19 protein-coding genes are annotated in these 22,961 nt (G+C 36.5%); all 19 read right to left on the bottom strand.

Features of this window, described 5'->3' with window-relative positions; translation table 11 throughout:
• Positions 1–56: 56 nt before the first annotated feature.
• Entirely contained in the window at positions 57–812 is a 756-nt protein-coding gene (locus EK386_RS14660; protein WP_126659930.1) for an EVE domain-containing protein, read from the bottom strand.
• A 343-nt stretch (positions 813–1,155) separates the two neighbouring features.
• Positions 1,156–2,637, bottom strand: coding sequence for a phospholipase D-like domain-containing protein (locus tag EK386_RS14655; RefSeq protein WP_126659929.1), 1,482 nt, complete (start codon positions 2,635–2,637; stop codon positions 1,156–1,158).
• Positions 2,638–6,210 carry an AAA domain-containing protein gene (locus tag EK386_RS14650; protein ID WP_126659928.1) on the bottom strand — a complete coding sequence of 1,191 codons (3,573 nt, stop codon included), beginning with the start codon at positions 6,208–6,210 and terminating at the stop codon, positions 2,638–2,640.
• A 113-nt stretch (positions 6,211–6,323) separates the two neighbouring features.
• The gene (locus EK386_RS14645) at positions 6,324–7,295 is read right to left on the bottom strand and encodes an HNH endonuclease (protein ID WP_126659927.1); all 972 of its coding nucleotides are present in this window, start codon (positions 7,293–7,295) and stop codon (positions 6,324–6,326) included.
• A complete protein-coding gene (locus tag EK386_RS14640) occupies positions 7,296–7,622 on the bottom strand; it encodes a nucleoside triphosphate pyrophosphohydrolase (RefSeq protein WP_126659926.1) in 327 nt (108 codons plus the stop codon).
• Between the two features lie 188 nt (positions 7,623–7,810).
• Entirely contained in the window at positions 7,811–9,283 is a 1,473-nt protein-coding gene (locus EK386_RS14635) for an aldehyde dehydrogenase (RefSeq protein WP_126659925.1), read from the bottom strand.
• Positions 9,280–9,480 (bottom strand): 2-hydroxymuconate tautomerase, encoded by a 201-nt coding sequence (gene thmT / locus EK386_RS14630; RefSeq protein ID WP_121214952.1) that lies wholly within the window; start codon positions 9,478–9,480, stop codon positions 9,280–9,282. Before thmT ends, EK386_RS14635 begins: the two co-directional genes overlap by 4 nt.
• A gap of 26 nt (positions 9,481–9,506) precedes the next feature.
• A complete protein-coding gene (locus EK386_RS14625; protein ID WP_126659924.1) occupies positions 9,507–10,298 on the bottom strand; it encodes a 2-keto-4-pentenoate hydratase in 792 nt (263 codons plus the stop codon).
• Between the two features lie 51 nt (positions 10,299–10,349).
• Positions 10,350–11,126 carry a 2-keto-4-pentenoate hydratase gene (locus tag EK386_RS14620; RefSeq protein ID WP_126659923.1) on the bottom strand — a complete coding sequence of 259 codons (777 nt, stop codon included), beginning with the start codon at positions 11,124–11,126 and terminating at the stop codon, positions 10,350–10,352.
• Between the two features lie 24 nt (positions 11,127–11,150).
• A complete protein-coding gene (gene dmpG / locus EK386_RS14615; RefSeq protein ID WP_126659922.1) occupies positions 11,151–12,164 on the bottom strand; it encodes a 4-hydroxy-2-oxovalerate aldolase in 1,014 nt (337 codons plus the stop codon).
• Positions 12,161–13,072, bottom strand: coding sequence for an acetaldehyde dehydrogenase (acetylating) (locus EK386_RS14610; protein ID WP_126659921.1), 912 nt, complete (start codon positions 13,070–13,072; stop codon positions 12,161–12,163). The genes dmpG and EK386_RS14610 overlap by 4 nt, the downstream gene beginning before the upstream one ends.
• 38 nt (positions 13,073–13,110) lie before the next feature.
• A complete protein-coding gene (locus EK386_RS14605; RefSeq protein WP_126659920.1) occupies positions 13,111–14,100 on the bottom strand; it encodes a catechol 2,3-dioxygenase in 990 nt (329 codons plus the stop codon).
• Positions 14,101–14,122: 22 nt separating this feature from the next.
• A complete protein-coding gene (locus EK386_RS14600) occupies positions 14,123–14,605 on the bottom strand; it encodes a flavin reductase family protein (RefSeq protein WP_126659919.1) in 483 nt (160 codons plus the stop codon).
• A 21-nt stretch (positions 14,606–14,626) separates the two neighbouring features.
• Positions 14,627–16,141: a 4-hydroxyphenylacetate 3-hydroxylase family protein gene (locus EK386_RS14595; RefSeq protein WP_126659918.1), complete on the bottom strand. Its 1,515-nt coding sequence runs from the start codon at positions 16,139–16,141 to the stop codon at positions 14,627–14,629.
• A gap of 223 nt (positions 16,142–16,364) precedes the next feature.
• Entirely contained in the window at positions 16,365–18,251 is a 1,887-nt protein-coding gene (locus EK386_RS14590) for a helix-turn-helix domain-containing protein (protein WP_126659917.1), read from the bottom strand.
• A gap of 162 nt (positions 18,252–18,413) precedes the next feature.
• Positions 18,414–19,784, bottom strand: a complete 1,371-nt coding sequence (locus EK386_RS14585) for an MFS transporter (RefSeq protein WP_126659916.1) — start codon at positions 19,782–19,784, stop codon at positions 18,414–18,416.
• A gap of 340 nt (positions 19,785–20,124) precedes the next feature.
• Positions 20,125–21,297 carry an ABC transporter permease gene (locus EK386_RS14580; RefSeq protein WP_126659915.1) on the bottom strand — a complete coding sequence of 391 codons (1,173 nt, stop codon included), beginning with the start codon at positions 21,295–21,297 and terminating at the stop codon, positions 20,125–20,127.
• Positions 21,290–21,979: an ABC transporter ATP-binding protein gene (locus EK386_RS14575; protein ID WP_281274269.1), complete on the bottom strand. Its 690-nt coding sequence runs from the start codon at positions 21,977–21,979 to the stop codon at positions 21,290–21,292. The genes EK386_RS14580 and EK386_RS14575 overlap by 8 nt, the downstream gene beginning before the upstream one ends.
• A complete protein-coding gene (locus EK386_RS14570) occupies positions 21,979–22,836 on the bottom strand; it encodes an efflux RND transporter periplasmic adaptor subunit (protein ID WP_126659914.1) in 858 nt (285 codons plus the stop codon). Before EK386_RS14570 ends, EK386_RS14575 begins: the two co-directional genes overlap by 1 nt.
• Positions 22,837–22,961: the final 125 nt, after the last annotated feature.

Genomic DNA, 22,961 nt, shown 5'->3' with positions numbered 1-22,961 from the left:
AACGAGGAGTGTAACTTTATTGGATAATGTTGACAAGTGGTTTTTTCATGCACAAATTAATGTCCGAAAGGTACATTTTTAGTTTGCCATAACCATTCAACGGGCTCCTGTCCATAAAATAAATACTCAAAACTTTTACGATACTTTTCAATCGGAGCATTCATGTTTCCAAGAGCCCTCTTCTTCGTAAGCGCCATACGAAAGGCATTAATATGCGCACCAATCTCTTGAACATCTCCCCACTCCATTTGTTGCAAATGTTCTCGTTGTTTGAACCGTTCAAAAAAATGATACCCAACTTGGATATGCTTAGCATTGTCTTTAAACCATGCATCTGCTACTTCTTGAAAAGCATACAAATACTTTTCAATCGTGGTTAACTCCAACTGTTCTTTTATCATTTGCGGGGATTGCCAATATTGATACAGACGATTAAATTCCCCATCCGTTAAGCGATAATTGGTCATTTGACTCATTTTAAAGATTTGTAAGTTCATCGTATCTGAGATCTCTTTAAGTTCGTTGCGAAGAAGCATTCCGGATTCAGGTGTAAGACGAATTTCATTAATTTTCACTTCAATACTATCCTGCTCATTCTCTATAAAAGGCTCCGAAGCAATCTCTCCAATTGCTACTACGCCACCAGAATTTCGATTTCCCCCATCAGATCTCCAAATAAATACTTTATCTCCAAGTTGAAATTCATCTTTATATTGCTCTTGCCGAATCCCCCAAGTTACAATCGTATTTTCTTGTAAATATGTATCCACATCAAATTGCTTTGGATTCCCTTGAAATATCCAGTTTGCCATGATGAGTCCTCCTCGAGTGATTATTGTCATATAATTAGATATTTTAGAAAAATTATATCAGTTTTAAGGAAAAAGAAAAAAGAACCTCTCCATTATAGGAAAGGTTCAACTTGAGAATATAATATAGTAATGTTTACGGTCTTAAAAGGCTGTCCTATTCCGTGACTTTTAATAACATTTTTAGTAATTGGAGACGACGGGACATAGGAAGAAAACATCCAAAAAATCCCCACATCAAGGTTTCTCACGCTTTTATTTTACGAAAAATGCACGTGGCAACTTTTCATTATTTAAATTTTGTTGTGCTTGTGGAACAACCAATCAATATAACTTGTCTTACTCATTATTTTAAATAATTTTCTATTTGAATTTCCATTCTTTCATTTACACTGATAATTACTTGATTAATTGTTTCTTCATTCTCAGTATAAATACCTGATTCTTGACGGAATCCCCAATTTGGATTACCTCTAAAGGATAACCAGTTAAAGCTAGTGATTACTACGTACTCTCCATCAACTAATAAAACCTTCTCATGCGTATTCCCTAATTTCTTAAAAATCATTTTTTTACCATATGATTGCTTTTTCATGTGATTAAGCTTTTCGATAGCCCTAGGATCGCTATCATCTTTTTCATCTATTCCATAACCAATAATTACTCTTATCCCCCGTTTTAAAGAATTTATTATTTCATTTTGTAACTCATTATCAAAACCACTAAATCTAATCCACGGAGATAAAATAATAACCATTTTTTTTGCTTTTTTTAATGCATTTATAAGAATAGACCTGTGCTCATATGTCTCTATAAACCTAGTACTATTTTCTTTTCTAAGTTTAATATCATCCAATTGCTTTTTAAGTATTTTTATTTCTTGAGTTTTAGAATATACTTCTTCTTCAGGTAAATCATCTGGATTCTTTAAAAGATTTTCATGTTCCAAGATTAATCTATTTACAGCCGATTCTTTTAATTGTGTCGTTTTATTTTCCGTTATATTTGCCTCTGCTTGCTTAATTACCTCATCTGTTATTAGTTGAGTTAAATCATTGTGAGCGTCATCTTGGTCTATTATATCTTTTTTATCAAATGGTATTTGCGATATACCTGCTTCTTGCATTTTTAACAATATATTTTCATATTCAACTTCTCTATCTAAACCATCAAACACTTTAACATCTAAATTATTGTTTTTATCTAGAAACACAAGTAAACTTCTTTTTTTATACATAGTATAAGACTTTTCTATATTATTGATAGAAATTAAATCACCATTAAATGTATCTTCTAGGAACTCCGATTTATGTTTTTTTAATAATCTCGCTACATCGTTAAATGAAATTTCATTTAGATTAGGTATTTCTTTGTCTGGTAATAAGACATGAAAATCTTTTTTTCTTACCTCTTTTGCTGAAAAAGAAGCTTTATGGGGCAATGCCTTTCCTGTAAATCCATCTATTAAAAAATGAAAACTTACTTGTTCAGGTACAATTAATTTTGAATTACGTAGGACCTCTTTTCCTTTATCCGTTATTTTAGGTCTTTCATTTAAAAGTACCACTAAATCGTCTTTGAAAAGAAGTGCTATTGAATCAGTTATTAACCTTGTTTCTATGCCTAAAATATTTGACATTTTCTCTATTTCATCAATGTTAATATCCAAAAGTTTTAATACAAATTCTTCAACTATCCCTATTTCCTTCTTTTTTAATAACGTTATATTTAAGTGAACTTTATATACTGGAAAAGCTGCATATACATATTTAACTAATTTTCCGTCAGGAACCGAATCTTTATACTTTTCAGCTAATTTTTCAATCATTTATAGTACCTCCTCTAAAGTACAAATACTCTCATTGAAATTAATATATTCATATACTTTTAAAAAAGGGTTTTCTAAATTATCAAAAGTAGTAGATTCTTTAGTCACCGACATGTGATCACCAACAATAACCAATAATTCTTTCGCTCTCGATAAGGCTACATTCAAACGCCTTGCATCACTTAAAAATCCAATTTTACCTTTATCATTACTTCTGACAATACTATAGAAAATAATATCTGTTTCTCTTCCTTGGAAAGCATCAACAGTATTAATTTCTACATTTAAAAATGTAAATTTATCTTTATATTTAGTCTCGAATTCTTTTCTAAACAGTGATTTTTGAGCTTGGTAACCTGCAATAACTCCAACATCTTTCTTAAATTTTTTCGAAGCATATTCTACTTCCATCTCTAAAAGTTTATTGAAAATTATGTTAACTTCAAATTCATTTTGATAAGTCTGATGTGAATTACTCTTTATAATTTGTTCATGCCTTTTTGGGCTATTAGAAGTCGTAAGCCAAACTACTCCTTTCCCATCCCATTTTTGAATACCATGATCTCTTTGAGTTACAGTTGTTTTAGATTCCAACATTCCTTCATAGAAAACTTTGCTGACTAAATTACCTATAGCTGGATGCATTCTATACTGCTGCTCTAGTCGACCAACACAGTTACTATTAATATTGAGCATTAATTCTTCAAACAAACTTTTTTCTAAATCCTTTAATTTAATGTTAGCTTGTTGTAAATCTAAATTCTGTATATTTTTATCTAAAATAGGTGGTAATTGCTTATGATCACCAACTAAAACAATTTTTTTACCAAGTGTTATTGGCACTAATAACTCTGGAGCAGTAGCTCTCCCTGCCTCATCTATAATTACCCAATCAAAAACAACTTCGCTATTATAAGATAAACTTGAAATACCTAAGCAAGTAGCCCCTATAATATTTGTTTTCTTTATTAAAACATCTAATAATTTATCATCCGTCCCTATACGTGAAAACCATTCATTTTGAATACCTTCAATTTTAGAAATAAACTCAAGCTCTTCCTGATTTCCTTGCATAGTTATATTGACTTCTTTTTTCAGATGATAAAACTGCTCTACATCCTCAATTTCTAAATATGAATAAGTTTCGTTTAGTTGATGTTGAACTTCATCTGATTTATACATTGATTCAATTAGGGTATTTTCAAGTTCGACTTTATCTGCAGAAAGATTCTTAGCTTTATCCAACTTAATTAAAAATTGATTACCAAAACTAATAAATTTCTCTTTAAATACTTTACTAATATCATTTAATTCAAGATCATCAGTTTGTTCCGTTTCTTTATTTAATGAATGAGTTATTTTTTCCAATTCATAATTCAAATTTTTCAGTTCTTCATAACTTTCGATAATAATATCGAGCCTAGTCTGCGTATCTAAAATTTTTGTATCTATAATTTCTAAATTCCCTTTTAAACGATCTATTTCAAGAATTTTCTCGTACTTATTGATTAATGTTTCATCCATGTTAATCTGATTTTTTAAGTTTTCTATATACTCTAAGCTATTTTTTCTTATACTTTCTATTAATTCCGATAGCTGCTCCTCAATCATATATTTTTCAGCGCCTAAAGATAATTTATCTTTTCTACCTATGCGTAAAAGAGATAGCTTCGGAAGCATATCTTTAATTTTATTTAAAGCATGATCAACTGCTACATTAGATTGTGAAGAAATTAAAACTTTACTATCTGGATTTTCTTTATAAATCTGATTTACAAGTTCACTTATAAAAGTGGTTTTTCCAGTACCAGGAGGTCCCTGTAAAATAAACATATCTTTTGCTTGCATCGCTTTTTCAACCGCTTTTTGTTTAGATTCATCCATTTCACTAGCATACTCTAAATCAATAAACAAATCTGAATACATTGCTTGTTCAGGATTTAATAAGATATCTGCGATTCTAGGGTTACTTAACTCCCTATATTGAATAGATTTCAATGCTTTTTTCTGCCTACTAAGAGCAGTTTCTATCATTCTTCTATCAATAGAAATTTCTCCTGACTTAGCAAAGTCATCTGGGCTCGCATCCTTACTTAATTGAACAATAAGTTTGTTTCCATCTGAATCAATACAATAGCCTGCTAGCTTAGTTCTATTAATATTATATGCAGAAGTCATACACAGTAACTGTTCGTCATCAAATACTTTTTCTGAAATCTCATTTTTCAACTCTATAATGATTTTTTCACCTAAAGAATCTACTTCAAAATGACGGTACTGTAATGTAGATTTATTCACTTCGATATCTTCTTCTAAAATATGAAGAACTTTTTCCCATCTCTGAATACTATTCTTTTCACTAATTTCTTGATCGTTTTTTAATTTTTTAGCTCTATATTCAAGTTCAAAATTAGAAATTAAATCATGGATATTATCAAAATCATTATCTTTGGTTACACTAATACAAACTTCAAATTCTCCCTCATGGGTAATGGCCCACTCTTTATTACTATTATGCTGAGATTTATTAGGAAAATGTATACTTATAATTGTGAATGTAGTATCTGTTCTTTTATCAACAACACACTTATATTCATATTGCTTACCATATATCTTATAAGTATTTTGATCACTTCTTAAATTGTTATCATTGTCCATATAAATTAATGCTTTACTTAAATCATTAGCTATTAGTTTGCTAGCCTCACTACGACTTTCATTTTCTAAATATCCAAATTGACAAAGCCTTTTGAGTACAGAGTCTGCAAATCCTATGCCATATAGTTTATTTTCTTTTTTATTAAATTCTTGAAATCTACTTCTCAATTCACTTACTGTACTAATTCTATTTTTTACTTCTTTAGCAATCATGTTTAAGAGTAAATTTTTAAAGTGTTCCTCTAATTCACTGTTCTTTACAACTTCAATAATGTTTTCTTCAAATTCAAATTCTCTTTCTAACAGAATTTCAGCAATTACTATCCCCACTGAATATATATCACTTCTGAAATCTAAATTTTTTAAAAGCTTTTGTTCCGGTGATGCATATTTAGGTGTTAAATAATTTTTTACTGTAAAATCCTTATACATACTGTCCTTTAATTTACTAATTCCGAAATCAATTATTTTTATTTGATTTGATTCATCTATTAATATATTTGAAGGCTTCAGATCTCTGTGAATCACACCTTTAGAATGAGCGTAATCTAGCCCCTCTAGAATATCTAAAATAATTTTTATCTTTTGTTTTTCACTAAACACTCCTTTGTAAATAACTTCATTTAGTGACTCACCTTTAAAGTATTCTAAAACAATAAAGTTTAGTTTATTTTCTAAGTCCATGCCTTTTTCTAAAAGACTAACTATGCGTTTATTTTGAAGTTTTTCTAAGTTCTCTAACTCTCTATTAAATAAAGCTTTATATAGTTCACTAGATGTTTGGTCGTTCCATTCAAAAGTTTTTATAACTACTATTTCTTGATCTTTATCAAAATCTATACATAAATAAACATTAGACATACTGCCACCGTTTAACTTTTTTAATATTTTATATCTATCCTTTATAAACTTCATTTAAAACACCCCTAATTCATTTAATCTATGACAACAATCTTATATTATAAAAAATAAGTTATTGAGGGCTTATATGTATTTATTTGACGCCATATAATATTTCAATTTAGGCATCAAACCTTCCTAAACCCATTCTCCTGCGAGTAATGATAATAACTCCTCAACATATCTTCCGAGTAATGCGTGAAATAGCCTTTGTAAGACGTCTCGTGGACAAGCAATTCGTTTCGCTCAATTAATTTGTTCATATAATTTTCTGAAGCAAGTTTATTACTTTTCTTCGCATTACAAGACGGGCAGGCTAGTACAAAATTCCATAGATGATCGTTTTGGATGTAGCTCCATGGAATAAAGTGATCGACTTGGCTTCCTTTTTTCACGGATTTTTTGCAGTAGAAGCACGTGTCGAATCCGGCATTTTTCAGTAACAGTTCGAATTCTTTTAAGGATTGGCGTTGTGTGACAAACTCCACCTTCGATAATAGTTTGTTTAGTTTTTCTGCTTCATAAAATTTCTCTAAAAATAATGATAGTTGATAGTTATTTACATCAGTTAGAATTCGCTTATATTTTTGGAGAAACTCGTAATAGACTGAATTTAATTTAATGGATTCATTTTTCAAATCAAAGGTGTAGATTTCTTCATTAAAATCGCCATAGGTTGCTCCGATTACGTTCCGTTTTCCGTTTGTTTTCACGTGTTTGATTAACTGAGACTGTTGCGGTAGTGCGATTTTGTCGAAATTCCATTCAGTCGGGATACTGTATTTATTTTGAAAATCTTCAATGACTGATTGCACTTTTGATTTTTTCGTTTGGGTGTTGGCTTGCCATAATTGATGATGTACGACAAGATTCCAATAAATTTTTGTGAATGACTTAAACAGATCCTCAAAGGAAATTTCCATGTCTTCATTGGTTTCTGATAGATTTTCAAGCAATGCTTTAAAGAAACCAAATTTGTAGGTTGTTGAATTTTTCGAGTGATAAAAAAAGTAGTGAATGGATTTCCAAATATCTGCGTCTGTTAGATAATTGTCCTTCATTTCACCACTCGTTAACTTCCAATACTGTTTCTTTTCCATCTACTCATCTTCCACATCGATTAAGAATAGGCGTTTTTGAAATCCGCCGCGCTGTTCTAATTTCTTTCGTCTCACGGTTTCTAGGTCGTCAAAGCTTTTGTTATGTACAGATAGGGCTGCATGGATCAATTCCAATAGATCCGCAAGTTCTTCCAGGGCATCTGTTTCATTGGAGGTTTGTTCATATTCTTTTACTTCCTCATAGAGCTTTTTCTTGATTTCCTGTAAATGCTCCTGTTCATTGAGAATGCGGTAGTTGCAATGTAAACCGTCTTTTTCAATGATGTCGATGATTTGATCGCGGACGAGCTTATTGTAGGTTGGCATCTGATCCCCTCCCCTTCATGGTTTCCACTTTAATTTCAAACAATAGCCAAATTTCAATTTTCGTTATAATTGTACCCTAATATAGGAAAATTTTACATATCTTTCAGTCGTAAAGGTACTACTTGTATTTTTATCTTCATACGAAAAACACCCGCATCTAAAAACCTTTGCGGGTGTTTTCAATCGATTTAGTTTAAAGCAATACAAATGTTTTTCGCTTCTGTGAAAAATTCCATACTGTGATGGCCACCTTCACGTCCGACGCCACTCTTTTTAAAGCCCCCAAATGGCGCACGAAGGTCACGAACGAACCAGCAATTGACCCAAATGGTACCGGCTCTCACCGCGTGCGAAATTCGATGGGCCCGTTGCAGGTTTTCTGTCCATACGACACCGTTTAATCCATACTCTGTATCATTGGCAATGCGAAGGGCTTCTTCTTCGGTATCAAATGGAATGATAGTCACAAGTGGACCGAAAATCTCTTCTTGGCAAAGACGCGTTTTTGGATTTTCTTGAACATATACGGTTGGCTCTAGGTAATAGCCATTTTGCAAATACTCTGGTAGTTCAGGGCGTTTTCCACCGCATATTAATGTAGCATTTTCTTCTTTGGCAATTTCAAGATAACTTGTCACCTTTTTATAATGCTCCTCACTTACAAGAGGACCCATTTTTGTTTCTGCATCTTGTGGATCGCCCACTTTTAGCTCCATTGCGGCTTTCTTAAATCGTTCTAAAAATTCATCTAAAATGGTACGTTGCACTAAGATTCTTGATCCCGCCAGACATACTTGCCCGGAATTCATGAACGCTGCTTGAATCGAAACAGGAATCGCTTTATCCAGATTGGCATCTTCGAACACGATGTTGGCTGCTTTTCCACCTAATTCAAAGGAGAATTTCTTCAAAGAATCTGCCCCGTTTTTCATAATTCGTTTCCCCGTCGCTGTAGAACCGGTGAATGAAACAAGATCTACTTGTGGATGCGTTGTTAAAGCTGTTCCAACGACTGCTCCTTGACCATGAACGACATTGACTACACCATCTGGGATTCCTGCTTCTTTCGCAATCTCGCCAAGAAGTGAAACGGAAAGCGGCGTCATTTCAGCTGGTTTAATAATCGCTGTGTTCCCCGCAGCCAGACATGGACCAAGCTTCCAAGTCGTCAACATAAACGGAACATTCCACGGGGTAATTAGGGCAGCTACTCCAACAGGTTCGTATCGTGTATAGTTTAAATACGCTTCTTCCATTGGATACACTTCGCCGCCTTGATTCTCCATAAAATCGGCAAAAAATTTGATGTTATTTGCAGCACGAGGCACTTCATGTTGGACTGCTGAATGAAAAGGTTTCCCCACATCAATTGCATCTAACCCCGCGATTTCCTCTTTCCGTTCAAGTATGATTTCAGCCATGCGGCGAAGTTTTGCACATCGCTCTGCTACTGTCATCGTTCTCCACGGACCATTTTCAAAAGCCTCTCGTGCCACACGACACGCACGATCGACATCCTCAATTGTCGCTTCACTAACTTTCGCGATTACTTCCTGTGTAGCAGGATTTTTGACATCAAATGTTGCGCCATCCATTGCTTTTCTATATTCTCCGTTTATATATAGACCGACTTCTCTTACTTTCGTTTGTACATTTGTCATTTTGTAACCTCATTTCTCTTTTTAACTGATTCTCCTGCAATCCCCCAATGCTCTGGCTCTAATTCATTGATCATAATGCGCACATTTTGGACGGGAGCTTCTAAGACGTTCGAAACGACATCCGTAACTTCACGTATTAATCGTTCTTTCTTTTCTGGTGATCTTCCTTTAAGAATATTAATCTGAATGAATGGCATTTACCTCTCCTCCTCCCCCATTCAATTTATTCGGTAAATCTCGCCTCAACTGACCCAATACCGTCAAATTCAGCTGAGAAATGGTCACCTGGTTCTATTTTGATGGCTGCCGATAAAGAACCACTTAGCACGATTTCGCCCGGTTGAATACTTTGTCCTACCTTATATAATCGGTTGGCTAACCATGCGATCGCTCTCGCTGGATGACCCATCACCGCTGCACCCGCACCTGTCGCAACTACTTCGCCATTTTGTTTAAATACCATCCCCATTAATTTCAAATCAAAATCCTTTGGTGAATAAAACTTTTCACCAATAATAAAACGGGAGGAGGAAGAATTATCTGCCACTGCATCTTGTAATGTAAAACTGAAGCCATGGAACCTGCTATCAATCAGTTCAACGGCAGGTGCAATAAATTTCGTTGCATTAAGTACATCTGCTACTGTCACATGTGGTCCCTTTAATTCTTTGTCAAAAATAAAGGCGATTTCTGGCTCCAATTTTGGATGGATGAAAGGGGTAAGGGAAATTTTGTCCCCCTCAAACAGCTGCATACTTTCAAGCAAAACGCCGTATGATGGCTCATGAACACCCATCATCTCTTGTTTTGCTTTACTTGTTAGTCCCAGTTTTCGACCGATTCTTTTTGTGTTTTCTTCTTTACACTTCATGTCAATTAATCGTTCCTGCACTTCGTAAGCGAATGCTTCGTCTAGTTCAGGATACTGATCAACAAACTTACCAACTGCTTTTTTCTGTTTTTCAGCTTGAAACAGCTCAAACGCAATTTGATCAATTGTATTTGTTTGAATCATGTGATCACCTAGTTTCCTTTCATATCCTCCCATTACGTAAGAGGATTCACTCTATTTAAACGAAGCTGTAACTGAACCAATATGGGCAAACTCCGCCGTGAACGTATCGTTTTTCTTCACTTCTACTGCACGTGTTAATGCACCTGAAAGAATAATTTCTCCTGCATTTAGCGAGACGTCGTATTTACTTAATGAATTCGCTAACCATGCCACAGCTCGAAGTGGATTTCCAAGAACAGCTGCCCCTGCGCCTGTGTCAATCATTTCACCGTTTTGGTAAGCTACCATGCCAATCCGAGTAAGATCGATTCCCTCTAGTTTTGTTGGTTTTCCACCGATAATTGCACTAGCGGATGATCCGTTGTCTGCTACGGTATCTTCAAATTTAATTTTCCAATCTTCAATTCGACTATCAATCACTTCAATTGCCGGAACAATGTAATCCGTCGCATCAATGACATCTAGAATCGAAACATTCGGACCTTTTAAATCCTTTTTTAAAATAAAAGCAATCTCAAATTCTACTTTTGGTTGAATGTAGTTTTGGAGAGATATTTCTTCCCCTTCAACAAACATCATATCTGCTAGTAGATGACCGTAGTCAGGCTGGTTGACACCAAACATATTTTGGATTGCTTTGCTTGTTGCGCCAATTTTTTTCCCAACGATCACTCCGCCATTTTCAACTTTTTGACGGATGATCTCTAATTGTGTATGATAAGCTTCATCAACTGTAATCCCTGGATAGGAAACAGTTAACGGCTCAATCACCTGTTTTGTTTCCTCTGCTTCTAATAGGCGTATGGCAGCTTCTTGAATAACCGACATAACTGTTTCCTCCTTACCTTTGCACTAAACTTTAATCCCTTTTTTGCTCGCTAGTTCTACGGCCACATCGATAATCCAATCCTCTTGACCGGCGATGGTTTGCCTTTTCCCTAGTTCCTCCATGATTTCTGCTACACCAACACCAAACTTTTCTGCAGCGTGTTTCACATGTAAAAGGAAGCTATTATAAACTCCCGCATAGCCACTTGATAGGTTGTCACGATCGATAACAATCGGAGACTGCATAAGTGGTGCTACCTTTTCTTCTGCTGCATCCATTAAAATAGCTAGATTGATGCCCGTTTCAATCTTCATTTTGTTCAAGACCGCAACAAGCACTTCTGTTTGTGCATTTCCTGCGCCTGCTCCAAGTCCTCTCAATGTTCCATCAATTTGATCAGCCCCACATTCAAGCGCCGTCAATGTATTTCCGATTGCTAGGCCAAGGTTATTGTGCGCATGGAATCCTACTTCAATGGACAATGCTTCTTTTAAAGCAGACACTCTTTCTCGAACACCACTTTGAACGAGGGCACCTGCAGAGTCAACAACATAAACACAATCGGCACCATAGGATTCCATTAACTTTGCTTGCTCTACAAGTACACTTGCAGGCTGAGTGTGTGACATCATAAGGAAGCCAACCGTTTCAAGCCCCAACTCTTTTGCTAAGCGGAAATACTGCTCCGTCACGTCGGCTTCTGTACAATGAACTGCAATACGTATAATAGAAATGCCTATTTCTGCTGCTTGTTTTAACTCTTCACTCGTCCCTATACCTGGAACGAATAAAGAAGCGATTTTCGCATTTTTGGCGGTTTGCACCGCCACTTTTATTAATTCTAATTCTGAATGCTTGGAAAACCCTTGCTGAATGGTTGAACCATTTAAACCCGATCCATGACTTACTTCAATAACAGGTACACCGGCTTCATCTAAATCCTTTACGATAGCTTGTACTTGTTGTGGTGTATAGCTATGGCTAATGGCATGGTCACCGTCTCTTAATGTTGTATCAGTCAATCTCGGTATGTTCATCGTGCCCCCTCCTTCACACTAAGTAAATGTGCTGCATAGACATCCCCCACTTGGTAAGCTGATGCCGTCATAATATCCAAGTTTCCAGCATACGTAGGGAAAAAGTCTCCCGCTCCAACGACTTCATTCATAATGACAACAGTTGGTAAGCGACCCCAAGGAGTTTCACGATAATCTACAATTGGCGTTCCTTTTAAACGGTAGCCAGGAACATACTTCGAGATTTCATTTGCAATGGATTCAACGGATTCAATGACCGCGCTTTCATCAAATTCCTCTTTAATCACAGCATAAACAGAATTTGTCATATTAATTGGTGGTTGTGCTGGATTGAAAACAGGAATTGCTCTTGCTATTTTCGCTCCACCAATTTGTTGCACTGCACTAGCTGTTGTGCGAACAAACTCATCCACATTTTGCCTTGTTCCTGGTCCAATCGATAAACTTGCGGCAGTCGCGATGACTTCTGCATAATAAACAGGCACTACGCGATTGACCGCATGAACAAGGGGCGTTGTTGCCTGACCACCACAAGAAATCAAATTGACATTCGTTTCTTCCAGATGTTCGTGTAGATTGACTGTTGGAACCACAAAGGGCCCAACAGCTGCGGGAGTCATATCTACGGCAAATTTCCCGTGTTCTTTTAATTTTGGCGCATTTAATTGATGGGCTTTCGCGCTTGTTGCATCAAATACAATCTTAATCTCCGAGTCTTCTAAAATCTCATCGATTCCACAATGACTTGTCGCAATGCCCTTTTCCCTTGCTCTGGCTAGCCCCTCCGATTTCGGATCAATCCCTGCGACTAAGGCTAACTCCATATTCCCATCATTCTTTAATATTTTATACATTAGGTCTGTCCCGATATTTCCAGACCCTAGTATGGCTACTTTTACTTTTGGCAAAACTTCACCCCACTATTCTAGTACTCAAGTAATTAGGTTTATAAAACTTCTTCTTTAACCGCCTCATTGGATGTTAGTGGCGTTCCTTGTGTCCACCAAGATTCTGGGAAATCCGTTCCAATCCATGTATCACCGTTTCCTGGAACATCCTTCATATCCCAAATTACTGGTTTCCATGCTGGGTCCGTAATGATATAACCTGTATCACCAAACAATTCGATACGGTTACCACCTGGCTCATGCACATACATACAAAATGCTTGGCTAATTCCGTGCTTATTTGGCGGCACTTCAATTTTCACATCATGGTCTTTCAGTAAATCTGCCACATCATAAAGGTTTTGTGGAACGCCATACCAGTAGCAAAGGTGATGTAGTTTCCCTTTTGCTGCATTTGGTTCTTGCATATAAGCAATTTCGTGTACAAGGTTCGAAACACTAATCCAGCTTCCTAACACATGGCCATTATCTTGAATTTGCTCTCTCAAACGGAAACCTAACGTATCAATCATAAAGTCTGTATCCGCTTTTGGATTGGATGTCATCAGGTTAATATGATCTAAGCGTCGAACTGGCACACCATTAGCTGGACGTTTAGATGGTCGATTTAATAATTTGGATCTTTGACTTTCTTCCACGTCATAGTAGTCAACTTCCCATAGAATCTCCATTAAATGGCCATCAGGGTTTGTAAATCGATACGCCTTCCCATGTCCGATATCCCCTTCAATCCAACCAATACCTAATCCTGTTTTTTCAATTTCATTTACTCGACGTTCAAGTGCTTGTGGAGAAGTAGCACGCCAAGCAACATGACCAACACCAGCTTGATCTGATTCTGTGATAATTAATGTATTATGATAGAAGTCTTCATACGCACGAAGGTAAACGGATTTTTCAGAGCGAGCTGTTACTTCCATCCCTAAAAATTTCGTGAAAAACTCAACAGATTGTTCAAGCTTTGGAGATAAAAGCTCCACGTGTGCTAATTGCGCTACATCAAAAATTTGTTCTTGGTTTAATGTCATATCAATTCCCCCATTTGATTTATTATTTGTTTATAAAACTCATTTCAGGTAATAAAGAGCGGTATTTCCCTTTAAAGAACAAAAGTGGGTCTCCCTCTTCAACCTTAAAATCGAGTACCTTCCCAATAAATAAAGTATGGTCCCCTTCGACATGTTCACTTACAACTTCGCAAGCTACTTGAGCGATGGCCCCTGTTAATACAGGAAGTCCTGCAAGAGAATCAAAGTTAACTGTTCGCGGTTCTTTTATTTGACCAGCAAATAACATCGAATATTCTTGTTGGACATCCGATAAAACGTTAATAGCAAACTTTTTACTCTCTTTAATTTTTCCAAGCATCTGAGCTTTTTCCCCTATGGAAATCACCACAAGCTTCGGTTCAAGGGAAACCGACATAAAGGCATTTGCTGTCATGCCGTGTTGTTCTCCCTCAATTTCCGTCGTGATAACCGTGACACCCGTAGCGAAGTTCCCCATAGCTTGGCGAAATTGTCGATCGTCCATGGTATCCCCTCCTATAATGATTTAAGATTTAATAACAGATTTTGATCCCGATACCTCTGCCCAAGTGCTATTTGTCCAACCATGAAGGTCATAATCGTTTAATGCAGAGTCAACAAATTTTATTTGTTGCTGGGCTGCACCCGTTGCTTCGAAGTGGAATAATGCTTCCATATTGATGTTTTCATGGTTTCCAGCATAGTTCACTTCATATAATTCATGGCGCCCACCAAATTCAGTACCGATTGTATCCCAAACCATTTTCAATAACTTCACACGTTCTTCCGCACCAATTCCAGTACCGCGGTAATACGTATCTAGGTAAGGTTTTAAATCTTCATTGAGGAAATCCTTTGAACTAGAAGGTAGTTGAATCAATCCACCTGCTACAACTTGTTCAAAGATATTCTTCACTTTCACCCATGCTCCAGGCGCCAAAGCACGGTAAGCAGCACTAGAATATGAGTTTGGAATCACCAAGCCATTTGGTCCTGGTTCAGGGTCTGTTGCCATTGCAGTCGAAAGCCCCCAGAACATATTTCGTAAAGCAACCACTTCGCCAATTTTTGATTGAACGCCACGGAAGTTTTTCGTTCCCGCGCCTTCTGTTGCTTTTAATAACAGTCCTGTCATGAAATCTAATTTCACTGCAAGACGTGTACATCCATGGAACGTGAAACGTGGTACGAAGCCGCTTCCTGCTACAAAATTATTTGACACTTCAACATTTCGGTAAGCCAACACATTTTCCCAAGGGATGAATACATTATCGAGCACAATCACCGCATCATTTTCATCAAAACGACTGGATAATGGATAATCAAATGGTGTTCCGTTTTGATGAGCATTTAACTCATAGGATTGGCGGCTAATCATACTAACCCCTTCAGCATTCATTGGTACGAAGAAGATTAGTGCATGACTATCATCGCCCCCACCCAAATCTTTCGGTCCATAGTTGGCAACAAAGTTATAATGAGTTAATGCTGAAGCTGTACCAACCATTTTGGCACCGCTTACAATAATGCCGTCATCACGCTCGGCAACTGCACGTACAAAAACATCCTTATTCTCATGTAAAGGTTTTGAACGATCCACTTGCGGATTAATAATGGTATGATTAATGAATGGTAATTCTTTTGTTGCTTTTTTGTACCAGGCTTTTGCGTTGTCTTCAAATCCTTCGTAAAAATGACTAAACGCATTTAAACTCCCAGTGAAAGACGCTTTGTAATCCGGTGTTCTTCCCATGAACCCATAACTTAACTTTGCCCACTGTGCAATCGCATCTCGTGCCCCTAGTAAATCTTGCGCACTGGTAGGCGTTTTGAAAAATTTATGTGTTCGATCACCAAATTCAGTAGTTGTCGTTAAAATATCACGTGTCGCTGGATCATGTAGAGCATCGTACATTCTTGCATATGAACGAGCAGCATTTCGGTACGCCGGATGAGTTGTCACATCCTTAATCCGTTCCCCGTTTAAATAAACTACCCTTCCGTCATTCAAGCTTTCCAAATATTCTTTACCTGTGTACATTCCCTCAACTCCATTCAAATGATAGTTACTACGTTAAGGTGATTATTACGTCAATCACTATATTTATAGTAATTTATCTGAAAATTCTAAACAATGACATAAGGTGCTAGATTTATTTCTAAAAACTGCCATCGTATGTCAGTTTCACATAAAAAAGACTACCTACTGGATGAACCCAATTAGGTAGTCTAATAAATGAAAAGCTTCTATATGGCAAGACTAGTTATTCTATTTGAAGCTGTTTAATTCGATCATGTTCTACAATCTTAAATGCTTTTAGTGCCATCATGAGCTGAAATTGCTTCTGTGGATTGCGTAAATCACAATCAAGAATAGTTGTAATTTTGTTTAGGCGATAACGAAGTCCGCTTTTTGATAGTGCTAAATGGTCCGCTGTTTGATCTAAATTTCCACCTTGTTCAAGAAAATGGTATAACGTTTCAAGTAAATCGAGCTTATTGTCATCGATATTTTCATACAATACGCCAAGTTGCTCTCGAATGATTTTTTTAATAGCTTGTTCATTTTCGTTATTGATTAAAATCCCGAGCACACCTAAATCACTAAAAAGGGTGATTGGTTGATCCCTTGAAGAAAGTCGTACTGCTGAACGTACTTCGTCCAATGCCCCCCTCGCTTCTACTATATTGCTATTTTTCGAGCTGATCCCTGCTAAAAATAATGCATTTTTAATGTGCTTTTTTAAATAGGCAATTAAGGTCTTAATTACTTTTTCGATGTGTTGTTGATGTACTTGTTTTTCAGTAATGAGGAGAATTAAACTTTCAGGTTGTTGGCCAATTAATATATTGAGGTTTTTTTCTTCACGAAAATACGTGGAGACCATTTCAAACGTTTTTTTATAGAGAGTGAATTCCTTTTCGGCATTTGCATTTAAAAATTTGTAGTTTAACGTCACCACATAAAAGGCATCCGAAAGATCTAATTGAATAAAATCTGCTTTCCTCGTAATCTCTTGTTTTGTATATTTCCCACTAATGATTTCTTCAAGGAAATGCCCCTTCACCTGTTCCATTGATTCTATCTCCGTTTTTTCTTTTAAAAATAGCAGTGAGCAAATGGATGCTAAGCGGTCGAGAATCATAGAGTCAATTTCATAATTAGGGATTCTTTCTTTGTCATAAATGAAATAACAATGTCCAACAATTTGACCTAGAAGATAAATAGGCGTTTTCAGACTAATTCCATTTTTAAAGGTAAATATCTTAACTTTTGTATGGCAACCCCTTCCGACTGAAAACTCTGATAATTCACTTCCTATGGATATGAATTCTTGGGGAGTGATTCCTTTATAAGCAATAACATGTTGCCGACTATCCTCGATCACGATCGGTAACTGATTTTGTTTATATAAAATGTGTAGAATTGAATCGATATTATTCCCCTTGATTAACTCATTGGTCAAGTCATTATACGTTTTCGATACAAATGCTAAATTATTTCTTTCCATGATGAGCTTTTCATTTGTTTGTTCTAGTTCCTTTAAAATCGGTAGCTCCTTACTATAAGAAAAGAATTCCGCGGCTTCTTGTTTCCATTCTGATAATAAACGTCCTTCCCAAACACAACAGGGGGCACCATCTCCTTGGCATTGCAATTCTTTAAAGAAGACGTCTTCCCCAAGGATAGCCTTTATATAACCTGTTGCATAGCCCGTTAACGTATAACAAACTGGTCCTTGCCGATTTCCAAAATTTTTAAGATGTTGTTCGGCTTCATAGGAATTTTCCCAAACACCTTTGAGATAAAAGGATGTCACTTTGTTTCCTTCTACTTTAAGTTCCTTTTCAGTTATACGGGATTTCGTATACCCTTTTAAGGCATGAATAATCGGACCAAGTTCAATCTGTTCCATTAAGCTCAACGACTGATTGTTTTCTACGACATCTTCGGCATCTTCCAAACCCAATTGAAAACCATACTTAAAGAAAAAAGCCTTTAATCGATTAATCCCCATATTTTCGATTAAATCCCGTTGCATCGCTCCGAAAGCTCTCGTTGATACAAAAACTGAACGTTCGTTGTTGGCAAACCATAATTCATTTTCTTGACGAATCGTTAATAAGTCATTTAGTTTAATACTTTTCATACATTGCTCCTTTATTTCTTATTTGATAATGAAGAAAATAAATGTAAATACGAATGCGATGAAAAAATGTATTAACTTATGCTTTTCTTAGAAGATTATTAGTTTCCATTATTATACTGAAGACTCTTTAAAATGAAAACGTTTTACTTTAATTGGACTGAATTAAGCTTTTGCCGATTCAGGTTTAATTCTCGAATAGCTCATCCCTAGTAGGACAACAACGACACCTGCCACAATGAATACAATAATTAATGTTGTGAAATGCTCTGGATTAAATTGGGCGCCAAATATTAACCCAAGTGCAACGGCAGAAAGAATAGAACCAAAGTGCCGACACGTTTGATACAATCCAGTTGATACGCCAACAATGTTAGCTGGACTTGCTTCAAGCATGGCAACTTGCAATGTCACATTTCCAAAACTACACCCAGCTGCAATAAGGGAAACGATTAACAACATGACGATCACCGGTACATGATCAAAGAATATCCAAAGTAATACAGCACCAAGAACAATTAACATATTCCCTGTCAAAATAGGTATATTCACACCTGATTTATCAATCCAACGACCGACTAACGGTGCTGTAATAATGCCCATTCCTGTTACTAAAAGCATTAACAAACCACTATACGCTACACTTAAATGCAGCCCATCTTGAAAATAACTCGGCAAGCCAAAAAATAAGCTATAGTAAATAAAATTCAGAACAATGTATTGTAAAAAGACTAAAGATAATTTCCGATTGGAACGAAATAATCGAATATCAATAAATGGGATGTTTGTTTTCAGTTCATGCCAAATAAATAATACTAAGGAGATTACGCCTATAATCCCTGCCACATAATTCACCGTTGCTTTAAGGGATAATAAAAATAAAAGGAGACCAACAACCCCAACGGAAAACAACAAGATACCTGATAAATCCATTTTTTGAATCAATTGTTGGAGAGTCAATTTCTCTCTGGCTTCATCCTTTGGCAATACAAACCACCCGAGTAAAAAGCATAACAACAGAACGGGTATATTGACTAAAAAAGTGGCTGGCCAATCTCCCCAATCGATCAGAAAACCTCCGATTGTAGGTCCCAGCGCGGCCATGGCGGACATCGTTAAAGAAATGAATCCAAGTGCAGCTCCCTGTCGTTCATGAATATGGTCACGAATCATGCCAATTCCCGCGGGATAAATAGCTCCGCTGCCGACTGCTTGGAATAGCCGCATGATAATTAAAAGTGCAAAAAATGGAGCAAAAGGAGCGCCCATAGCAGAGATCGCGACTAAAATGAGTCCCCCTAAAAACAGTTTCCTTCGACCAATCAAATCACCGAGTTTTCCAGCGATCGGTTGCGTCACAGCACTCGCTAAATAAAATGACGTAATTAACCAAGAAATCGTCAAATAAGAGAGACCAAAATCCCTTTGAATATTAGGAATGGCCAGTGCAATCATGGAGGAATTAAGAGGATTTAACATCGCTCCTGTTGCCACTGATGACAAAAATAATCCCCGGCTTTGACGCTCATTTTTCATTTAGACACCTTCTTTTTTATTATCATTCTGTACCCATGAAGTTGAATGCGTATAGATCCCTCTGTATAAGTCACATGATAACAATGTATATTATCTTGCCAGTCCCTATATGAGACGACCATCTTATTCATATTACCATTTACTATTATAGATTTCTAAAATTTCAGACTATTATTCTTACAAAAGATGAAAGACACTTTTCAGGACATTTTGGACGAGAATCTAATACAACCTTAAAAGGCATTCAGAATGACCTCATTCTGAATGCCTTTTGTTGATTTTCTCACGGATTCAATCCATATCTCCAAATTTTCAACATCACAACAACTATTAAATTTATCTATACACTTCTTAACGCATCAATTGGATGGAGCTTCGATGCCTTTCTTGCAGGGGCAATCCCAAAGATAATTCCGATGCCTGCTGAGAATCCGAGTGCTAAAAAAATCGTTGAAGCTGTAAGAATTAAACTCGTACCCATCATCAAACACACTACATAGGCAACTAAGACGCCACCAAAGAAACCGATTATCCCCCCTATTAGTGATAGGAATACTGCTTCTAGTAAAAACTGTTGTTGAATACGTTTTGGTTCTGCACCGAGCGCTTTTCTTAGACCAATTTCCGTTGTTCTTTCTGTCACTGATACTAGCATCATATTCATAATTCCAATACCACCGACTAATAGAGCAATGGAGCCAATCCCGCCAAGCATAAAGGACAACATGTTTGTAATTTTATTAATGGAAGAAAGCATATCCTGCATATTCATCACTGTAAACGCTTCTTTTTTGTCATTAAATGCTTCGGATAATGCCGCTTCTATATCTTCCGTTACCTTCACTGAATTCACAGCGTTTTTCATATAAACATCGACACTCGATACATATCCAGTTCCAAGTAAGCTCATAGACGTTGTATAGGGGATTATGACGGAATCATTTGTAGAAGATCCGGAGAAGCTGTTGGATTCTTTTAACGTTCCGATAATCCGGTATGAAACGCCCCCAATGATCATCTCTTGACCAATGGGGTCTTCTCCAAAAAACATCTCTTCGGCAATTGACGAACCAATTAGACTCACTTTATTTTCACTCTCGATATCCAACTGATTAATTCCTCTTCCTGTTTCTACGAGGTTTTTTGATTTGAGAAAATAGATATCATTTTTACCTTGTACTAACACGTTTGTTTTTTCTGCACCAGAAGCGACAATGGTTGTATTTCCAGAAAGCGTTGGCGACACGCCCTCTACATTTTCAATTTCTTGTAGCCGCTCAATATCACTTTCAACCAGTCCTTGTTTTAAAGGTGTACCTAACACTTGTATGGATATTTTATCTGCTCCAAATAGTTCGAATTCACTTGTCATTTCATTCATCGAGCTTTTACCAATCGTAATTAACGCAATGATTGAGCTAACACCAATGACAATGCCTAAAATTGTTAGAACAGAGCGCATTTTATTGTTCATAACATTCATCCAGGACATTTTGAGGTTTTCTTTAAACATACGCCCGCTCCTCCCTCAATTGACCGTCTAAAATATGGACAATTCGATTTGCGTGTTTGGCAATTTCTTTATCATGGGTAATCATGACAATGGTTTTCCCCTCATGATTAATTTCTTGGAAAAGTTCCATAATTTGTTGACCCGTTTTTTGATCCAATGCTCCAGTTGGTTCATCGGCTAGTAAAATCGTAGGCTCTGTGACCATTGCCCGCGCGATTGCCACTCTTTGTTGCTGACCACCAGAAAGCTGATTCGGGCGATTTTGTATTTTGTCTTCCAGTCCCACTCTACGTAGCATTTCTTTCGCTCTTTTCTTCCGTTCCTTTTCATTTATGCCAGCGTAAACTAGGGGAAGTTCGACATTTTGTAGGGCACTTAGTCTTGGTAGTAGTTGAAACTGTTGAAAGATAAATCCGATTTCTTTGTTTCTTATGGCAGCTAGTTCCTTATCATGTAATGCGTTAATTGGCTGATTCGATAGTACATAGTTGCCACTAGAAGGTGAATCAAGACAGCCGATAATATTCATTAAGGTTGATTTCCCTGAACCAGATGGACCTAGTACTGCAAGGAAATCGCCTTTCTTTACTTGTAAATCAATTTGTTTTAAAACGATTTGTTCTTCATTTCCCATACGATAGGCCTTCGTTATCCCAGTCATCGTCAAAATGTTATCGTTCACTATTGATTGCCTCCTCCATGCATCGCAGCAGCACTGTTCACTGGAGCAGCTTTTGGGATCATGACAATATCGTCCACTTCTAACCCACTTTTAACTTCGATTGTTGTACCATCGTTAATTCCCGTTTCAACATATTGTTTAATTGGCTTCCCGTCTTCAGAAGTAATCAATACGTAAGGTTTATTTTTACTATCAAATTGGATTGCCTTCATCGATACAGTGTTAATCCCTGTCGCATGATCTTTTAGCACTTTTGATTCAGCACTCATACCCACTCGAATACTTTCATCTTTTTCAAAATCGATCATCGCTGTAAAATACGATATTCCGTTTTCGTTAATCGCTTCTTTTGAAATGGCGTATATTTTCCCCTTGATGTCCTTTTCAAGAGCGTTGATTGTCACATCCACTTCTTGGTCAACCTCAACATATTTCAGGTCGTATTCATCTACTTTTACCTTCACATGTAAATTGCTATAATCCACAATATCAACTAATCTTGTTCCTTTCATGGCATGGCTATTATTTTTCGTGTAAACGCCTGCTACCTCTCCGTCAATTTCAGCTCGTATTTCCTCACCTTCTGAACTAAGGACTAACACATCACCCGTTTTTACTTGATCTCCTGCTTTTACAAGTACTTCTTCCACATGCATTTCCTTTTGACTAACGATGTTTTGTCTCGCTTTTGCATCAACTGTTCCAGAAAAACTATAATATGTTGTCATGTCTTCTATCTGAACCGTTTCCTCTTCGTATGATGCAGATCCCTTTTGTGTAAAAAAGGCACCTGAAACTAAGGATACAACCAACACTCCACCCACAACGAAACTCGTAATCTTTGTACTCCTTTTCATTTTCTTTCCTCCAATTTGATATGTGTTTTTATTGTGCTTGCTGTTCTTTACACCTTTATTTTACGAAACAATCCCCTCATAGAAACCGCACATCTTTTGGAGGACCACCGCACAGTTTTTTGAAG

Origin of the sequence: Lysinibacillus antri, from assembly GCF_003977595.1 — a bacterium.
In the GTDB taxonomy this organism is placed as follows: domain Bacteria; phylum Bacillota; class Bacilli; order Bacillales_A; family Planococcaceae; genus Ureibacillus; species Ureibacillus antri.
Note: the sequence above shows the minus strand (reverse complement) of the source record. Positions and strands in the feature narration are given on the sequence as shown.